Below are 19,102 nucleotides of genomic sequence, written 5' to 3' on the forward strand. Positions count from 1 at the left end.
ATGATACAGAAATATCCACCTCTATTTGATAAAGCGCCTGTTATGCTACATGGCGCTGACTATAACCCAGAACAATGGCTCAAATATCCAGAAGTACTTGAAGAAGATATTAGACTGATGAAAAAATCTCATTCCAATGTAATGTCTGTTGGTATTTTCTCTTGGGTTTCTTTGGAACCTGAGGAAGGGGTATTTACGTTTGAGTGGCTTGATCGCATATTGGATTCTTTCGCTGAGAATGGAATCTATGCACTGCTTGCAACACCAAGCGGAGCGAGACCTGCATGGATGTCGCACAAATACCCAGAAGTACTGCGGGTAAGCAGTAATCGGGTTCGCAATTTGCATGGTTTCCGTCACAATCACTGTTATTCTTCTCCTGTATATCGGGAGAAAGTGAGTATTATCAATACAAAACTTGCAGAACGATACGCAAATCATCCAGCTGTTATTGGCTGGCATATCTCGAACGAACTTGGTGGAGATTGTCACTGTGATTACTGTCAGGATGCGTTTAGAAAATGGGTCAAAGATCGATATGAAACTCTTGATGAACTGAATCATGCCTGGTGGACGACTTTCTGGAGTCATAGCTATACGGATTATAGCCAGATTGAGTCTCCTGCACCTCACGGTGAAACTCAGGTTCATGCGATGAATTTAGACTGGAAGCGGTTTGTCACAGATCAAACAGTCGACTTCTTGAAGCATGAGATTGCTCCGCTTAGACAGGTGAACCCGGATTTACCGATCACAACTAACTTTATGAGCTATTTTGATGGCCTGGATTACTGGAAATTTGCCGATGTACTTGATGTTCTATCTTGGGATAGTTATCCGACATGGCATGATACAGAACAAGATGATAGCAAGCAGGCAGCTTCTGTTGCGTTAATGCATGATATAGTGCGTACCATTAAAGGCGGCAAACCATTCATGCTGATGGAAAGCACACCTAGCATGACGAACTGGCAGGATGTCAGCAAGCTGAAAAAACCAGGTATGCATTTGCTTTCCTCTCTACAAGCGGTGGCACATGGATCGGACACTGTACAGTACTTCCAGTGGCGTAAGAGCCGCGGTTCCAGTGAAAAACTGCATGGCGCAGTAGTAGACCATGTTGGAAATGAACACACCCGCGTTTTTAGTGAAGTAACCGAGGTAGGAAGCTATCTGCAGGAACTTCGTGAAGTGGTAGGAACCGTAGTTCCAGCGGAGGTAGCTATTGTTTTTGATTGGGAGAATCGCTGGGCAATAACCGATTCACAAGGACCGAGAAATGTGGGAATTAAGTATGATGAAACGATTCAATCGCATTATAAAGTATTTTGGGATCAAGGAATTCCTGTAGATATCATCAATATGGATGCAGATCTGTCCAAATACAAACTCGTTATCGCTCCGATGCTGTACATGGTGAAAACCGGTGTTGGGGAGAGAATTGAGAAGTATGTGGAGAATGGAGGCACGTTTGTCTCTACTTATTGGTCAGGAATCGTTAATGAGAATGACTTGTGTCATTTAGGAGGGTTCCCAGGACCGCTTCGTAAAACACTTGGGATCTGGTCCGAGGAAATTGATGCACTCCATGATGGCCAAGTCAACCGAATTGAAGCTCTAGCTGATAATTCTTTAGGGCTTACGGGCCAATATGAAGCGATTGAACTTTGTGACTTGATTCATCTGGAAGGTGCTACTGCACTAGCGGTTTATGGAAGTGATTTTTATAAAGGTAGACCGGCAGCAACCGTACACTCTTTTGGAGAAGGAAAATCATATTACATCGCTTCCCGTAACTCTGAATCATTTCACAAAACATTCTATCAAGGGATTATTAAAGAAGCAGGAATTAAGAAATCCATGGAGAGTGAATTGCCGAGCGGGGTAACGGTATCGGTTCGTACAGATGGAGAGCATGATTATGTATTTGTACAGAACTATACGGGAGAAGAACAAGTTCTTCCTTTGGACAATGCTGACTACACCGAAATAGGACTTCCATCCTCCGATCATAATCGCTCAATGCAGGAACAGATCGCACTAGAGCCATACAGTGTTCGTGTTATAAAAAGGAATCATATTATCAAATAGTAATGAAATAATAATGAAATAATAAAACAGAAGGCGGCACTCATCTCTGATAAGTACTTATCAGCAGAAGGGATGTCGCCTTCTTGTTAAATCATGAAGCAGGAAGGAAAAGGGAAGCACCATCACGAAATGGTAAAAGAATACGAATGGAATACTATTTGCGGGAGGGAACATCATGATTCAGCGTAATCTGGATGGAAACAGTATCATTATCCGCCTTGAAATGAAAACGAAGACAATTAATTTTGGAGAAGTTGCTTCTGCCATCTCCATCGCTGGTGGAGATATTGTTGCCATAGACGTGATTTCAACTAATCAAGATGTAACGGTACGTGATTTAACGGTAGCGATTACGGATAGTGAACAGAATAAACGAATCATTGATCAAGTTCGTAAATTAGACGGCGTTACGATTATAAATGTCTCTGACCGTACGTTTCTCCTGCATTTGGGCGGGAAAATTGAAATCACTCCCAAAACGCCGATTAATAACCGCGAAGATTTATCAAGGGTCTACACTCCTGATGTGGCAAGGATCTGTACCGCCATTGCAGAGGAACCGCATAAAGCTTATTCCTTAACAATTAAAAGAAATACGGTAGCTGTCGTATCCGACGGCAGTGCTGTACTTGGACTGGGCAATATAGGCCCTGAAGCCGCGATGCCTGTAATGGAAGGTAAAGCAATGTTATTCAAACAGTTTGCTGGCGTTGATGCTTTTCCGCTATGTCTGCAGACTCAAGATACAGAAGAAATTATTCGCACGATAAAAGCGATCTCGCCTGCATTTGGAGGAATCAATCTGGAGGATATATCCTCTCCGCGTTGTTTCGAAATCGAAGAGAGATTAAACAAGGAACTTGATATTCCTGTATTTCATGATGATCAACATGGTACAGCAGTAGTCCTGTATGCAGGTCTTATTAATGCATTGAAACTTGCGGGGAAAACTCTGGAGAATAGTAAGATCGTCATTTGTGGAATCGGAGCGGCTGGAGTAGCTTGCAGTAACATACTACTTTCTGCCGGAGCAAAACGACTCATTGGGGTCGATCGTGATGGTGCACTCGTGCGTACAGCAGTCTATGATAATCCAGTATGGCAGAGTTATGCAGAGCGGACAAATCCAGAACTCGAGGAAGGTACTCTTCATGAAGTTCTGAAAGGCGCGGATGTGTTCATTGGTGTATCCAGAGGAAATTTACTTACAAGGGAACATATACTCACGATGGCAAAAGATCCAATCGTATTTGCGATGGCAAACCCAATTCCTGAAATCATGCCGAATGTAATCGAAGATATTGTGGCAGTCGCAGCCACCGGACGATCCGATTATCCCAATCAGATCAATAATGTTTTATGTTTTCCTGGTATTTTCCGTGCTGCACTCGACTGCCGTGCTTCTGTAATTAATGAAGAGATGAAACTTGCAGCAGCCATTGCCATTGCCTCATCCATCTCAGATGAAGAACGCACGAGACACTACATTATACCTAGTGTATTTAATGATCGTGTTGTTAAAAGTATCCGCGAACGAGTCATTGAAGCTGCGATTCAAACGGGTGTAGCGAGAAGGTTTCCTAGAAAAAACAACGAATCGAAATCATGATTAAACGTAATATTAGCACTCAGGAGCTAAAAACAAGAAAAACCCGGCAAACGCATTGCGTTTCCGGGCTTTTTTTAGTGTATGGACTTCGCTTCTCTTGAATCACTAAGAGAGGATCTGCTTTCACCATCTTCATCATGTAATATAACAAAAGTGTCAGCAATCAGCCATTTTCCTGCTAGGTTTTGTTTCATATAGTACATACTTGTATGATCCCCTTCGAGATCTGATTCTTCCGTATGAACGATAGCTGTTTCGCCATCATATTGTACGATGTTAATCTCAGTAGCAGACAATTTGTAATCAAATTCATCAAACCATCCGTCTTCCAGGAGAGATGTTACATCACGATAAATCCAAGTCGTAGGATCAAATGCGGATAACAGGAGTTGTTTATTCTCTGTATTGTATCCTTTGTACTGCGTATTTAATGTTTCCTCAATAGCTGATTTCACTTTAATCGGCACAACTGGATTTTTACCGATTAGTTGTTCTGCTGCGTATGATTCAGAAATGACACCTTCATAGAATAACTGCAGGTTGCCATTCGAAGCCTTAGTGAGTTTCAGGATAAGTTCTTGTTCTACATCAAAATAAAAAGGTCCGCTTTTCCATGTATTTGTCTTTGTAACAAACACAGTGGCTCCGTAATCATACATGTTAACGGGATTAATGTTTGTATAGGTGACTTGACCCTGCGATTTGAAATATTCACTGTAATCATGAATCATTTCTTCATAGAAAGGGGCATTATTATCGATTAGTGATGATATTTTTTCAAGACTGCGCTCATTCTCGGCACGACTGAGTTTGTTTACGAAGGCAGTGACTTGTGTTTTTGTTTTGTCATCGACTTTACCTGTTTCGATATGAATCGTTTTCTTTTGCTGATTCCAGGTTACGTTATAATCAGTAGCTTCTGCAACAAAGCGAAGCGGGACTAACGTGCTTCCTTTACTTATGTAAGGCGCAGCAGGCAACTGTGTTCTTTGTCCATCAATGTGTGCGGACTTCTTGCCTACAATTAATTGCAGTTTAGTCTCACCATTGTCTGCGTTGATTCGTTTAGCCGCATTGTTCCATTTCACTGTGTAGTCGAGTCCTTCAAAAAGGGGACGAAATTGTACAAAAGTCACTCCATTTTTAATGGTTGGTGGAACATCAAATTTCATTTCAACCTGGTCCAAATAAACTCGGATTTGGTTCTGTGCTGCGGCTGCACTTACTGTGCCGCCCATGATGGACCATACCATCACTAGCGCGAGGGTGATAAGCCCCCATTGTTTTTTTAGCATGATGTCAACTCCTCTAGGTTGTTGGTGCTGCAATGTCTAACTCAAATACAAGATGTATAATTATCTAGTATAAGACAATGCAAAAGTTCAGTTTACCTTTGGAGGAAAATAAACGCAATAGAGTTGGTATTATTATCTAAGGAAAAACACACCAAATATAAAAACAGTTATTTTGTAGTAGGAAAGTACACGGAATACACAAATTTTTAAAAAAACATGTTAGAAATAGACTCGTAAGTCATACTAAGATATGTTACAATAAATCGTTATGCTTTTTAGAAATCCCTCTATTATACAATGCTAACTTACACATAAAACAGTAAAGAACGATATCATCCATTAACATATAAGGAATAAGGGAATAAGGAGGGGGAGAGTCATGTCATTTGGCGCTCGTGTATTGAAAACCGGTATTGCAGTAACACTTGCCCTCTATGTAAGTATGCTGCTAGGTATTGACCAGTCACCCGTTGGTGCAGCGATCGCCGCAATTTTTGCCATGCAGCCTTCCATTTACCGCTCGTGGCGGTATTTTTTGGATCAACTTCAATCTACTACGCTTGGAGCCATTGTTGCACTAGTTGGAGGCATGGTATTCTCCAATGAACCGATTGCCGTGGGTGCGGCATGTATACTCGTCATAAGTATTTGTTTGAAACTGAATATGGGGGATACGATTGGACTTACTCTGGTAACCGTTGTATCCATTATGGAAGCTTCTGGGGATTGGAATTATGCACTTAATCGATTTCTTCTCACCTTAGTGGGGATTATTTCGGCATCGGTTATTAACGTAACCGTATCACCTCCAAAGCCTAAAATTCAGTTTGTTATGCAGATCCGCAGTGTGTTTGACCGTATGTCGCTACTATTACGAACTTCGATATCCGACGAAATTAAGGAGTCAGTGTTCCGCGATGAGAAGAATGATTTAGAGGGCCAGATCAAATCTCTTGTAGATAAATATCGCTTATTTGAGGAAGAGACCCAAAAGCTGAGGAGAGCAAAGTTTAGTACAACAAGACAGATGGTTGTCTACAAACTCATGTTATCTAGCCTTCAAAAAGGGTACGCTGTACTTGATGCGGTAGACAGGCATTATTTTCAGTCAGAAAGAACAGAGAAAACGGATGAATATTTTGACAATCATTTGGAAAAATTGATTAAGTTTCATGAACATGTACTGCTTAAATTTGAAGATAAACTGAAACCGAACGATCATGAAGGAGAAGAACTCGTCAGGACGAATGTGGAATTTATGGAATCCGCGATCGAGCGAATTGATTTCGACAGAGAAGGAATGTTAAGGTTATCGATTGTTGCTGCTGCAATGTATGATTATGGATATCAGTTAGAGCGTTTGAACAGACTTGCTGATCACATACTTGATTCAGAAGAGACGAAAGACAGTTCAGACGGCCTTTCTGCTTGGTTAAAAAAATAACAGTTCATTTGCATCCATTCTGTGGATTGGATACAATAATGAAACAGCCCGGACACCGACTACATTGTCCGGGTTTATTCTTTTTGGTAGAGCTGGGGGACGATGAGAATGATGAAAACCGCCATTCCTGAAGCGCTGATGACACTGCTGAGCGGTGAAAAACTAAAAGATAAACAGCGTGAGGCATTTCTATTACAGACGGTGAACGAGGATGGTTGGCCCCATTCTGCGATGATAAGTGTGGGGGAAGTGCTTGCAGCCGATCCGTACACGTTTCACCTGATGCTATGGCCAAACACGATAACCACCATAAACCTCATAAGGAGTAATAAAGCACAACTCGTTATTATTCATGAAGGTCTTGTATATTATATAAAACTTCGAACAAAGCATCATTCTGCAGTTAATCCTGATATACATACAGGTGAGCGATTCAGTGCGCGTATTCATGCGTTAAAAATAGATCAAGCAAAGTATGCCAAGATTGAGACTGGGATCCAGGTCAAACTTTATAATCCGGATACAGTAATCGAAAGATGGCAGGCACAAGTTGAAGTACTGAAACATAACCCATATTGACATAAAGTGAAGTACAAAGGAGAGAGCGTCTTGAGCACGGACAAAGAGTGGCAAATTGAACAGGAACGAGTAGATGAAGTAACAAGACAAATACGACAAGCGATTGATAAACTTGAAAAGGAAGTCGGTTCCGTCCGCGGCGAAGTCGTAGAGATGAGGAAAGACTTCTGGGATGAAGTGACGATTAACTTCAGCGAAGCAGATGATGTTGGGGAGACCTCAACTAACTTAAGACAGCAGTCGGAAGTGCTTTCTGAACGCGAACGCAGTCATAAAAATACGTTTCAAGCACTTAGTAAAATGAATAAACTTGTCTCGAATCCATACTTCGGGAGAATTGATTTTATAGAAGAAGGTTCTGAGGAGAAGGAGTCTATATATCTCGGGATCGCCTCTTTTTTATCAGAAAAAGAACAGGATTTTCTAGTATATGACTGGCGGGCACCTATCTCTAATCTATACTACGATGGGGCTCCCGGTCATTCTTCTTATGACACGCCCTCCGGATTAATTGAAGGTGAAATTACACTGAAACGCCAGTTCACCATTCGAGATGCGGACATTAAGTTTATGTTCGATACCGGGGTCACGATTGGTGATCAATTACTGCAGGCCGTATTAAGCCGAAGTTCTGATGCCACAATGAAGAGTATTGTGGCAACGATTCAGAAAGAGCAAAATCAGATCATCCGAAATGATAAGAGTAAATTTCTAATCGTACAAGGAGCGGCGGGAAGTGGAAAAACATCGGCTGCTCTCCAGCGTGTTGCTTACTTATTATATAAAGATAGAGAACACCTGAAAGCAGATCAGATGATATTATTTTCTCCGAACCCTATGTTTAACAGCTATGTGTCTACTGTGCTGCCTGAGCTGGGTGAGGAAAACATGCTTCAAACTACATTCCAAGAATATTTAGAGCGAAGAATCGGCAGAGAGTACCAGCTAGAAGATCCGTTTGTGCAATTAGAGTATGCATTGTCGCAGAAAGATGATCCTTCTTATGAGGCTCGAATTCAAGGGATTGAATTCAAATCATCTCCGTCGTTTCTAACCATGATTACGAAATATAGAGAAATGCTCACCATGCGGGGCATGATGTTTAGGCCGCTGCGTTTTCTTGGCAGGGAAATCGTATCTGCGGAGAAGATCCGTACGAAGTTTTATGAATATGATCAAAGCATTCGTATAGCTAACCGCTTAGAGTTACTAAAAGATTGGCTCTTAAAAGAATTATCTCTATTCGGAAAAAGTGAACTGGATGCACCTTGGGTAGATGAACAGATTCAGCTTCTTAGTAAGGAAGATTATCACCGGGCATATCAGAGACTGAAACGGAAACAGCAAGGCAAGAAGGCAACCTTTGATGATTACGATTTAGAGCGTGAAATTTTAGCGAAAATGGTTGTATCGGATCGGCTGAAGCCGCTGAGAAAATGGGTGAAAGCCATCCGTTTTGTGGATATGAAAAACTTGTATCGCGCTATATTTAATGATCCTGAGGTTCTGTCTTTCATTTCATCAGGGGTGAATTTACCTTCTGCATGGGAAGAGATTAGCCGGTTTACTACCGATCACTTACAGGCACAGGAACTGGCATATGAAGATACAACACCATTTTTATATTTAAAGGATTCTCTGCTTGGATTCCGGATTTTTGCAGGCATTCGTCATGTCATTATTGATGAAGCACAGGATTACTCTCCATTCCAGTTAGCTTTCTTTAAACGAATTTTTCCTCGGGCCAAAATCACTGCCCTTGGTGACTTTAATCAAGCGATCTATGCGCACTCGTCTGTACTACAGGCGACAAGTCCGCTAGGAGAGATATTTGGTACGGAATCAACTGAAGTGATTCGCTTGACGCGAAGCTATCGCTCTACGAAAGAAATTGTGGAATTTACAAAAGCCATGCTGCCGCACGGGGAAGAGATTGTTCCATTTAATCGGGAAGGGGAACTACCAACAGTTCATGAGTTTAATCAGTTCATGGAAATGGAAAAAGCCATCCATCGTCAACTGGAACAATTAATCTCGGAAGGTTATGAATCCATTGCCCTAATATGTAAAACAGCAGACCAAAGTAAAGATGTATATGAGAGAATGTCTAATAAACTCAGCATGCCATCGAAACTTGTCAAGAAAACTACACTCGGTTTCGACAAAGGTGTTCAGATCATCCCGGCATATCTTGCAAAAGGCGTCGAATTTGATGCTGTCATTATTTATGATGGTTCAAAAGAAATGTATGCTGCAGAAAGTGAACGGAAGTTGTTCTATACCGCTTGTACAAGAGCTATGCATTTGCTGGATATCTACTCTCTCGGTCCTGTTAGTCCGTTTATTGCAGATGTACCTTCTGACAAGTACAAACGAAGCAAGGAGTTATAAAGCAAACAAAAGAGAAAGCATTTCAGATGAAAATCTGGAGTGCTTTTTTTATTTTATTATTAGGAGTAAAACGGACGTTTTTCAATTAATTTACATATAATGAAAGAGAAGTTACTTACCATGTGTTATATATTGGTATATAAATGTAATGTTATCCAGTCGATTTAACGAAATATCGATTTTTTGAGTTAAATTTATTTACATGCGAGACATAGACCACTATAATCGGTAACAATATATTTTTTGGGAGTAACGAATGGGGGAGATCATACTTGAGTACAAAACGTTTTGAAAGACCTGTATTAGCGGAGTGTGTAAAGGATCTAATAGCAACTGCCAGAGGCGATTTGAAAGCTACACTGGTAATTCAAGGCGGATCTCTCGTTAATGTGATTTCTGGTGAAATCATCGAACAGATGTCGGTAGCAGTTCAAGGAGCAAGAATTGCTTATGTTGGTAAAGATGTCTCACATACGATTGGACCAGATACTGAAATCATAGATGCAACAGGAATGTATATTGCACCCGGGTTGCTTGATGGTCACTGCCATATTGAAAGTACGCAGCTGAAAGTATCCGAGTTTGCGAGAGCAGTGTTACCACTTGGAACAACAGGGGGGTTCTTTGATGCACATGAGATCTCAAATGTATTAGGTTTAAAAGGGCTCAAGTACATGCTGGAGGAAGCGAGAATAACTCCGATGGCAGCCTATATGCAGGCTCCTTCCTGTGTACCTTCTACAAGTCCTGAGCTTGAAACGACAGGTGCGTGGATTGGTCCAGAGGAAGTAGCAGAGGCTTTATCTTGGGGAGACGATATGATAGGACTTGGTGAAGTGATGAACTTTCCGGGTGTAGTCTATGGTGAAGATAAAATGATTGGCGAAATTGAAGCAACACTCAGGGCCGGAAAGGCAGTAGATGGGCATTTCACTTGGGCCTCTGATGATTGGAGACTTCCTGTTTACGCTGCTGCCGGCGTTACCGGAGATCATGAATGTGTAACAAAAGAAGACGTTCTAGAGCGGATTCGGCTTGGGATGTATGCAAAATTACGACAAGGATCTGCGTGGCATGATGTTGCTGAAACAGTCAAAGCGGCAACAGAACTGGGTCTTGATACTCGGCGGATGATGCTCGTCACCGATGATCGAAGTTCAGAGTCCTTGCTCGAGGAAGGGCATATGAATTTTGTTGTTAGACATGCCATTTCTCAGGGGCTAAAGCCGATCACGGCTTTCCAGATGGCTACCATTAATACAGCCGAACGGTTTGGGGTTCAGCGGGATGTAGGTGCGATTATCCCAGGATCTATTGCAGATATTATTCTGTTAAAAGGACGTCTTGCGAATGTAGACGTAGATACGACGATTGCCGCCGGGCAAGTGGTGGCACGTTCAGGAAAAATGGTTGCGGAATGGGAAACCTATGTATATCCTGAGGACGCGCTGGGTACAGTTCACCTTGCAGAACCGGTACAAAAAGAAGATTTTCGTATTGTGGCTCCGATCACGGAGGGAGAAATCAAAGCAAGAATAATTCAAGTGACTGAGAACCACGTAGAAACAAAAGAAATATGGGAACAAGTGCAAGTAGAGTCTGGGGTAGTAAAACTGAGTACCGCAAATGATATTTGCAAAATCGCTGTTATCGAAAGACATCATATGACGGGTGACAAATCCGTTGCACTGGTATCAGGAGTTGGATTCCATTGCCCAGCGGCCATCGCTATGACGGTAGCCCATGACAGCCACAATTTGATGGTCATTGGCACGAATGATGAGCTAATGGCTGAAGCAGCTAATCGAGTAGCGGCAATGCAGGGCGGAGTTGTAGTTATGACGGAGGAAGGGACGACAGAATTCCCACTGCAAATCGCAGGACTGATGTCTACCGAACCATTCGAAGTGGTCGCATCGCAATCAGCAGGAATTAGTACTGCATTACAAAGTGCAGGATGTAATCTTAATAATGCATTTATGACCTTATCTCTACTTGCGTTAGTGGTTATTCCAGAACTTCGTCTATCTGATAAAGGGCTTGTTCAGATCTCCGCAGATGGAATTAAGATTGTTTCCTTATTTGAATAATATAAGTAGTTACCCTCCTGAATAGGTGAGTAGACACATGTCTACTCACCTATTTTTTGTTTTATTTTATGAAATCATAGTGTATTATACCTAAATAAGTCTAAAGACCTATAATCAGACTGCGTAGTAATTACGAAATATATAATATAAGGCTTTGGACCTCCGATATAAACGCAGAAAATGAGACTTTCGTATTTCTGAAATGGTAAAGACTAGTTCAAAGTAATGAGTAAAGAGAAAAAGGCTGTGACTAGTGGATAGTTGTGTATACACTGAGGGCAAATTTACTGAAAGGTAAAGACGCAAAGCCATAGGGTCTAAAGTGAGTCTTAGGACTTACAATGATAGCCGGTTGCCGACGTGATAAATCGAAGGAGTGTGCAGACATATGTGGAGAAGAAACAGCAGGAAATTAAGCGCCATCATCATGGCAACCGTTATCGCGTTCGTACCGTGGGCCGGAAAGATCGAGGAAGTTGAAGCTACGGGAGCGATCAAAGCGACCAAAGTTATCGAATCGACTTCGGTTCCGACGAGTCAAACCGCTACTTGGCTGTGGGATACAACGCAGATTAAAACAGCACCCGATTCGGTTCTAACCTTTGCTAAGGAGAATAACCTAAACGTTATTTATTTACAAATCAATCGTGATGTGCGGAATCGTTATTATCAATCTTTTATACATAATGCAACGCTTGCAGGAATTAAAGTGGAGATTTTAGATGGTCGCTCTTCATGGGGGCTTACCAAATCTAGACAAGGTTTAGTCGATTTCATAGATTGGATTGAGAACTACCAGAATGAAGCAAGCGAGACTGAAAAATTCTCCGGAATTCATGTGGATATTGAACCTCACGTTCTTCCTGAATGGAAAGAAAATGTGGATGAAGTAGTGAGACAGTGGCAATCGAATGTAAATTATTTGACTAGTGAAGCTAAGCGTCTAAATATGGAGATCGGGGCAGATATTCCGTTTTGGCTTGATAACTATACAACTCCTGATAAAGAGATGAAAATAAGCAGCTGGATGATTCGTCAGTATGATTCGGTTACCGTTATGGCGTACCGTGATAAAGCAAGTGCGATCTATGATGCGGCTTCTAGTGAGCTGGCTGAAGCTTCTGCCCTTGGAAAGAAAGTATCCATAGCAGTGGAAACCAATAAAAGCAATGAAGGAGATTTCATTACTTTTTATGAAGAGGGTCCCGAGTATATGGCGGAACAGCTTGAACTACTTGAACAAAAAGCAAACATTCATAGTTCGTATACTGGAATATCCATTCATGAATATGCCAGCTGGTTGAAGCTCGTGAGACGTTAATAAAAAAAGGTGCTAAGAGATCCTTACTGGATACTCTCGGCACCTTTTTTTTGTGATCTCATTATATCGTAATAGCTTCAATTGCGATTTGTTCATAGAAGAGTTTGCGATACTGCGAAGGAGTCAATTGTTTTTGTTTTTTGAAAAGAGTAATGAAATAACTGAGATTATCGAATCCGACTTCGAGAGCGATATCAACTACTTTAGAGTTCGTATTTTCGAGTAGCTTACAGGCTTTTTGAATTCGATAGTGATTAATGTAGTCAATTGGGCTTTTCTGTACCATCTGTTTAAAAAAACGACAGAAATGTCCTTCGCTCATATTAAGGTGAGAGGCTAAATCTTTCAGTTTAATGTTTTCACTGTAGTGATCGTGTACATAACCTAGAGCAACTTTGATCCGATCAATTTTATCTGGGCTACCTGTAACCCCCGTAGCTTTATCAGCCAGCTGCATTTGTTCAAACAAGTCAGCGAAGATCAGATACAAATGAGCTTTTGTAGAAATTTCGAGCGTTCGACTCTTTACCTCGTGATCATGCAAAATCTGGTGGATGTAATGAAGAATTGAAGATCCCCATGCTGTGTTTTTCTGAATATGGTGTGGAGGGATGAGTCTCTTTGTCATTAAAGGATCAAATAAATTCTCCTGCAGAGCATCATAGGAAGGCCCGGATAACCATCTTGAATCAAATACAATTGCTGAAAAAATACAGCGTTCGTCACCTAGCAGATACCCGGCATGAATTTCTCCACTACCCACAAAGATAGCGTCCCCTGCGGCAACCTCATATACATTCATATCTACATGAAATACAGCAGTACCTTGTTCCATGAGTATAATTTCCATTTCATCATGCCAGTGACAATCAAGGATACTGTCCCCATTCAGCTGATTTACTTTTGGATATACACTGACAGGAAATAAAGAATGTCCATGGACTCTATTTTCACGAAGCAATTCTTTGTTCATAGTGATTATTCACGCCTCTCTTGTTTACATATAAGTCTCATATAATTTTGAAATCGCTTCCATAATAGGTCGGGGGAGATAAGTAAATAACGAAGAATAGCTATAAAATATCATAATAGTGATAATATTCATCAAAATATCGTAAGAAAAAGACGGATTATATCAATATCATTATAGTATAACTGAAGGGGGTAAGAAACAATGAAATTTACAGACGGATTCTGGCTAGTACGCGAAGGGTATCAAATTCAGAACCCCACTGATATTCGCGACATTGTTCAAAAGGGAGATTCAATTACGGTACATGCAGCTACAAAACGTATTTTGGTAAAAGGGGATACATTAAATGGTACGCTGCTTAAAGCGACATATAGTTCACCGATGCCAAACGTAATTAAAGTTACTTTGAATCATCATAAAGGGAAAGTAGATCATGGTCCTGCTTTTGAAATTTTTAATCAAGATACAGATGTATCTATTCATAAAGATGAGCAAGGCGCAGTACTTCAAAGCGGTAAATTAAGTGTTCATGTGGATAAAACGAACGGATGGGATATTCAGTTTCTATACGATGGCAAACGCATCACAGGAAGCGGAAGCAGAGCAGCCGGATACATTACAGGTCCTAATAAAGAAGCGTATTTCCGTGAACAACTTGATCTGGGTGTAGGTGAGTATATTTATGGACTTGGCGAACGTTTCACTCCATTTGTGAAAAATGGTCAAGTGGTAGATATCTGGAATGAAGACGGCGGTACAAGTAGTGAACAAGCATATAAAAACATTCCTTTCTACCTATCTAATAAAGGATATGGTGTGTTTGTTAACCATCCTGAGCGTGTCTCTTACGAGGTAGCTTCCGAAAATGTGTCCAAAGTACAATTCAGTGTGGAAGGCGAAACACTGGAGTACTTCATCATCGGTGGCGATAATCCGAAAGATGTACTGAATAACTACACAACATTAACTGGTAAACCAGCTTTGCCGCCAGCTTGGACATTTGGTCTGTGGCTGACGACTTCCTTTACTACCGATTATGATGAAGCGACTGTAAATCATTTCGTTGATGGTATGGCAGAGAGAGACTTGCCGTTATCTGTATTCCATTTTGATTGTTTCTGGATGAAAGAATATCAGTGGTCTGATTTTGTATGGGATGAGGAAATGTTCCCAGATCCAGAAGGGATGATTCGTAGACTCAAAGATAAAGGTCTTAAAATTTGCGCTTGGATTAATCCTTATATTGCAGAAAAATCCTATCTCTTTGACGAAGGTATGGAAAATGGATACTTGGTAAAAACAGCTGACGGCAGTGTATGGCAATGGGATCTGTGGCAAGCAGGCATGGGACTTGTTGATTTCACGAATCCTGATGCAGTGGAATGGTATAAGAGCAAACTGTCTGTACTCATTGACCAAGGGGTAGATTCCTTTAAAACAGACTTTGGTGAAAGAATTCCTACAGATGTGGTGTATTATGATGGATCAGATCCGGTGAAAATGCACAATTATTATACTCAAATGTACAATAAAGCAGTATTTGAATTGCTTGAAGAGAAATTAGGTAAAAATGAGGCAGCACTCTTTGCGCGTTCTGCAACAGCGGGTGGTCAGCAATTCCCTGTCCACTGGGGTGGAGATTGTTCAGCAACATACGAATCCATGGCGGAGTCCCTTCGAGGCGGTTTGTCTCTAGGTTTATCTGGATTTGGATTCTGGAGTCATGATATCAGCGGCTTCGAAAACACCGCACCGGCAGATGTATATAAACGCTGGGTACAATTCGGATTATTATCTTCGCACAGCCGTCTGCATGGCAGTACTTCATACCGTGTACCTTGGTTGTTTGATGATGAGTCTGTAGATGTAGTTCGTGATTTCACCAAACTTAAAATCAGTCTCATGCCGTATTTGTTCCATGCAGCTAAAGAATCAACTGTACAAGGTATCCCAATGATGCGCGCAATGATGTTGGAGTTCCCGAACGATCCTGCAACATTTGGGCTAGATACACAGTACATGCTCGGGGATTCGATTCTTGTTGCTCCCGTCTTTAATATAGAAGGAGACGTAAGTTATTATCTACCTGAAGGAACATGGACGAACTACCTCACTGGCGAAAAGGTGACAGGTGGAAAATACATTCATGAGAACCACAGTTTCCGCACATTACCGATGATGATAAAACCAAATAGTCTAATTGCAGTCGGTGCGGTTAATGACGTTATCGAATATGATTACGCAGATGGAGTCGCTTTGCATTTGTTTGAACTGGCAGATCAAGCTACTGCAGAAGCAAAAGTGTTCAGTACGAAAGCTAAAGAAGAACTGGCAGTAACGGTCAATCGCACAGGTTCCGAGCTTAAAGTGTCCGCAGCCGGAGAAGGAAAAGCGTGGTCTCTGGTATTACGAGATATTCATGAAGTGTCGGGAGTAAACGGGGGAACTGTATCCAAAGGAGAACAGGGTCTGGTATTTACACCGGAGAAGAACAACGGAACATATACGATTGAGCTTTAATATAAATTGGTAAGGAAGGCGATGCATAAACGCAGCGCCTTCTTTTTTTGTGCTTTATAACATAGATAACTGCATAATTTCGAAGTGATGCAACCATATTAAGAACGTCGTTTGATCCTAATGTTATTTTGTATTCTGATCATAGTTAGGTCAAATGAATAACCTAAAAGCAGCTGAGGTGGATATGTAATGAAAGATAAGAAATGGGATCTAGCTGCTCTAGCCTCTATTCCATTTATCATGACTTTAGGTAACTCAGCCTTAATCCCTATTTTACCGAAGATCGGCAAAGAACTGGGAGTTTCTACTTTTCAAGTGAGTATGCTGATTACGGTATATGCCGTAGTTGCCATCATTTTAATTCCCATAGCCGGGTACTTATCAGATCGTTTCGGAAGAAAAGCGATTATCATTCCCTCTCTTGCGATTGCTGCTATAGGTGGGGCTATTTCAGGATTCGCTGCCTGGTTCATGACAGACGGAGCCGCTTACTGGACAATTATAGGTGGAAGATTACTGCAAGGTATCGGTGCAGCTGGAGCTTTTCCCATTGTTATTCCACTCGTAGGGGATATGTTTGATGACGAAAAAGAAGTAAGTGCAAGTTTGGGGATTATTGAAACATCCAATACTTTTGGAAAAGTGCTCAGCCCGATCATTGGTGCAGCGCTTGGAGCCTGGTTATGGTACTCACCATTTTTAATGATTCCTACACTTTGTATCATTTCTTTATTACTTGTTATTTTTTTAGTGAGAACACCCAAAAAACATAAAGAAGTACCACCTTTGCGACAATTTCTTCGCTCCCTTAAAGAAGTCATGGTAGAAAAAGGGCGCTGGTTGTACGCCATTTTTGCGGTGGGATGTATTTGCATGTTTGTTATTTTTGGTGTGCTTTTTTACTTATCTGAAATTCTTGAGAGCAAGTACGGTATAGATGGCATAACAAAAGGATTTGTACTGGCAATCCCCTTGGCAATGCTTTGTTTATCCTCTTTTGTGAGCGGTAAAATAATTGGCAGTCACAAATCACGAATGAAGTGGATCGGGTTTGTTGGACTCGTTATTTTAACAGCAGCTTTATTTACTATGGGTTTTTCAAAATCCATTTATTATGTAGTGGGCGTTTTTACGGTTGGAGGAATCGGTATTGGCGCAACTTTGCCATGTCTGGATACATTGATCACAGAAGGTGTAGAGAAGGAACACAGAGGAACAATTACCTCTTTATTCAGCAGTATGCGTTTTATTGGGGTATCTCTTGGGCCACCTGTCATTTCGCTGCTGTTAAACACCTCACATTTTGTGCTGTTTTCCATATTAGCAGGTGTTGCAGCTGTAGGAGCGTTACTCACCTTGTTTGCAATAAAACCGAAACAAAATGAAGGAACCGGTTCTGGAAAGAATACAGGCAGTAAGCACTATCGATTAGGCGGAAAAAGCTTCATTAGAATCAAGCGTAAAGCTTAACATAACAAAGCCCATTCCTTCAGTCGAAAGAATGGGCTTTGCCGTATATGTAATGTGGTTTACATAGAAGTAGTTTCATTCATTTTTGTTCTTCTAGCCTTACTCATATGGACGAGATAAATAATAAGTAGAAGAAGGACGAAGAGAGCTGAGTAACGAAACATCAGATTGTATCCTGTAAAAGTGGCAATGACTCCAAGTACCAATGAACCAAGAGCGATTCCGAAATCAAGCGTATTTAAAAACATGCCATTCGCGAGACCTCTTTGCGCTGGGGATACGACTTGAATCATCCAGGTCTGAAAAGAAGGCTGCAGTGCACCATATCCAAGACCAAATAGGAAAGCGGAAACAAATAATCCAGCTGTCGAACTGATATTAGAAAGGAGTACAAGCCCTGCAATGACTAGTATAGACCCAGGGATTACAAGAGCAAGGTGACCTTTTGTATCATAGATGCGTCCAGCAAAGGGACGGACAATAAGAATAGCCAAAGCGTTAAACAGGAAAAATAAAGCAGCATTATCGATTCCATTTTCTTTACCGAATAGAGCAATAAAGCTGACGATTCCACCATAAGTGACAGCGAGAAGCATATTAAGAACAGAAGGTATAATGAGTGCTTTATTAAAACCTTTCTTTGTTTCATCTGTAAAAGGCGATTCAAAAGCTTCTTTCGATTTTGGACTTTTCGATGTCAGTATATAACTTAGCGGAGCGATAATGAGGATGACAAGTGCAGTAGCCCACGTAAGCACAGTAAATCCTAAAGAATTCAAAATGGCAAGTCCGATAACAGGACCAATGGACATGGCTAAACTAGTGGATAGTCCGAAATATCCCATCCCTTCACCCATTCTCTTAACGGGAATGACATCAGTCGCCATTGTAGGAAAGGCTGTGCTGCTCAACCCAAAACCAATGCCGAATATCATCCGCATGACGAGGAGTACACCCATTACAGCAGCGAAATAATAGCCAAGGGTAACAAGCAGTATAATAACAATACCCAAATATATCATTTTATTTCGGTTCCCTTTTTCCAGCTGTTTGGCTGAATAAAGACGTGCCGCAATCGCACTTAGTGCAAAAAGGGTAGTGAATAAGCTCACTTGGAATGAACTGGCTTTAAATTCTCCCTGAACGTAAGTGGGTAAGGTTGAGATAATCATGTGAAGTTGTAAGAATAGTAGAAAGTTACATAATGTTAGTATAATAAACTCTTTGGTCCATAACCGGTTTTTCTCTGGCTGCATAATTAAATTTAATCTCCTTTATTTCTTGAGCGACTCTGCTCAGGAGGGAGAACTTTCGTCCTC

At 41.2% G+C, this 19,102-nt stretch carries 12 protein-coding genes and 1 riboswitch; of the genes, 9 read left to right on the forward strand and 3 right to left on the reverse strand.

Features of this window, described 5'->3' with window-relative positions; genetic code table 11:
• Window positions 1-2,091, forward strand: coding sequence for a beta-galactosidase (locus tag H9647_RS03495; protein WP_191798201.1), 2,091 nt, complete (start codon window positions 1-3; stop codon window positions 2,089-2,091).
• A 175-nt stretch (window positions 2,092-2,266) separates the two neighbouring features.
• A complete protein-coding gene (locus H9647_RS03500) occupies window positions 2,267-3,700 on the forward strand; it encodes an NAD-dependent malic enzyme (protein ID WP_191798203.1) in 1,434 nt (477 codons plus the stop codon).
• Window positions 3,701-3,774: 74 nt separating this feature from the next.
• On the opposite strand, the gene H9647_RS03505 is transcribed toward H9647_RS03500, so the two are convergent.
• Window positions 3,775-4,995 carry a stalk domain-containing protein gene (locus H9647_RS03505; RefSeq protein WP_191798205.1) on the reverse strand — a complete coding sequence of 407 codons (1,221 nt, stop codon included), beginning with the start codon at window positions 4,993-4,995 and terminating at the stop codon, window positions 3,775-3,777.
• A 379-nt stretch (window positions 4,996-5,374) separates the two neighbouring features.
• Between H9647_RS03505 and H9647_RS03510 the strand changes: the two genes are divergently transcribed.
• The 5 genes from H9647_RS03510 to H9647_RS03530 all read left to right on the forward strand — a co-directional run bounded on the left by H9647_RS03510 (window position 5,375) and on the right by H9647_RS03530 (window position 12,820).
• The gene (locus tag H9647_RS03510; protein WP_191798207.1) at window positions 5,375-6,439 is read left to right on the forward strand and encodes an FUSC family protein; all 1,065 of its coding nucleotides are present in this window, start codon (window positions 5,375-5,377) and stop codon (window positions 6,437-6,439) included.
• 108 nt (window positions 6,440-6,547) lie between these two features.
• Window positions 6,548-7,018, forward strand: coding sequence for a pyridoxamine 5'-phosphate oxidase family protein (locus H9647_RS03515; protein WP_191798209.1), 471 nt, complete (start codon window positions 6,548-6,550; stop codon window positions 7,016-7,018).
• A gap of 30 nt (window positions 7,019-7,048) precedes the next feature.
• The gene (gene helD / locus H9647_RS03520; protein ID WP_191798211.1) at window positions 7,049-9,409 is read left to right on the forward strand and encodes an RNA polymerase recycling motor HelD; all 2,361 of its coding nucleotides are present in this window, start codon (window positions 7,049-7,051) and stop codon (window positions 9,407-9,409) included.
• Between the two features lie 272 nt (window positions 9,410-9,681).
• The gene (gene ade / locus H9647_RS03525; RefSeq protein ID WP_191798213.1) at window positions 9,682-11,499 is read left to right on the forward strand and encodes an adenine deaminase; all 1,818 of its coding nucleotides are present in this window, start codon (window positions 9,682-9,684) and stop codon (window positions 11,497-11,499) included.
• 267 nt (window positions 11,500-11,766) lie between these two features.
• A riboswitch (cyclic di-GMP riboswitch) is annotated at window positions 11,767-11,859 on the forward strand.
• Between the two features lie 28 nt (window positions 11,860-11,887).
• A complete protein-coding gene (locus H9647_RS03530; RefSeq protein WP_191798215.1) occupies window positions 11,888-12,820 on the forward strand; it encodes a hypothetical protein in 933 nt (310 codons plus the stop codon).
• Between the two features lie 61 nt (window positions 12,821-12,881).
• Here the strand turns inward: H9647_RS03530 and H9647_RS03535 are convergent, their stop codons facing one another.
• Window positions 12,882-13,793, reverse strand: a complete 912-nt coding sequence (locus H9647_RS03535; protein WP_191798217.1) for a helix-turn-helix transcriptional regulator — start codon at window positions 13,791-13,793, stop codon at window positions 12,882-12,884.
• A gap of 201 nt (window positions 13,794-13,994) precedes the next feature.
• On the opposite strand from H9647_RS03535, the gene yicI reads away from it, so the two are divergent.
• Complete coding sequence (gene yicI / locus H9647_RS03540; protein ID WP_191798219.1) at window positions 13,995-16,313, forward strand: alpha-xylosidase; 2,319 nt, start codon at window positions 13,995-13,997, stop codon at window positions 16,311-16,313.
• Between the two features lie 189 nt (window positions 16,314-16,502).
• Complete coding sequence (locus H9647_RS03545; RefSeq protein ID WP_191798221.1) at window positions 16,503-17,783, forward strand: MFS transporter; 1,281 nt, start codon at window positions 16,503-16,505, stop codon at window positions 17,781-17,783.
• Between the two features lie 59 nt (window positions 17,784-17,842).
• On the opposite strand, the gene H9647_RS03550 is transcribed toward H9647_RS03545, so the two are convergent.
• Window positions 17,843-19,039 carry an MFS transporter gene (locus tag H9647_RS03550; RefSeq protein WP_191798223.1) on the reverse strand — a complete coding sequence of 399 codons (1,197 nt, stop codon included), beginning with the start codon at window positions 19,037-19,039 and terminating at the stop codon, window positions 17,843-17,845.
• Window positions 19,040-19,102 lie beyond the last annotated feature (63 nt).

Origin of the sequence: Paenibacillus gallinarum, from assembly GCF_014836635.1 — a bacterium.
Lineage (GTDB): Bacteria > Bacillota > Bacilli > Paenibacillales > Paenibacillaceae > Paenibacillus > Paenibacillus gallinarum.

What these genes read in the sequence shown, in the direction of transcription:
- H9647_RS03495 (WP_191798201.1), top strand. Translation starts at nt 1, where the DNA reads ATGATACAGAAATATCCACCTCTATTTGATAAAGCGCCTGTTATGCTA.
- H9647_RS03500 (WP_191798203.1), top strand. Translation starts at nt 2,267, where the DNA reads ATGATTCAGCGTAATCTGGATGGAAACAGTATCATTATCCGCCTTGAA.
- H9647_RS03505 (WP_191798205.1), bottom strand. Translation starts at nt 4,995, where the DNA reads ATGCTAAAAAAACAATGGGGGCTTATCACCCTCGCGCTAGTGATGGTA.
- H9647_RS03510 (WP_191798207.1), top strand. Translation starts at nt 5,375, where the DNA reads ATGTCATTTGGCGCTCGTGTATTGAAAACCGGTATTGCAGTAACACTT.
- H9647_RS03515 (WP_191798209.1), top strand. Translation starts at nt 6,548, where the DNA reads ATGATGAAAACCGCCATTCCTGAAGCGCTGATGACACTGCTGAGCGGT.
- H9647_RS03530 (WP_191798215.1), top strand. Translation starts at nt 11,888, where the DNA reads ATGTGGAGAAGAAACAGCAGGAAATTAAGCGCCATCATCATGGCAACC.
- H9647_RS03535 (WP_191798217.1), bottom strand. Translation starts at nt 13,793, where the DNA reads ATGAACAAAGAATTGCTTCGTGAAAATAGAGTCCATGGACATTCTTTA.
- yicI (WP_191798219.1), top strand. Translation starts at nt 13,995, where the DNA reads ATGAAATTTACAGACGGATTCTGGCTAGTACGCGAAGGGTATCAAATT.
- H9647_RS03545 (WP_191798221.1), top strand. Translation starts at nt 16,503, where the DNA reads ATGAAAGATAAGAAATGGGATCTAGCTGCTCTAGCCTCTATTCCATTT.
- H9647_RS03550 (WP_191798223.1), bottom strand. Translation starts at nt 19,039, where the DNA reads ATGCAGCCAGAGAAAAACCGGTTATGGACCAAAGAGTTTATTATACTA.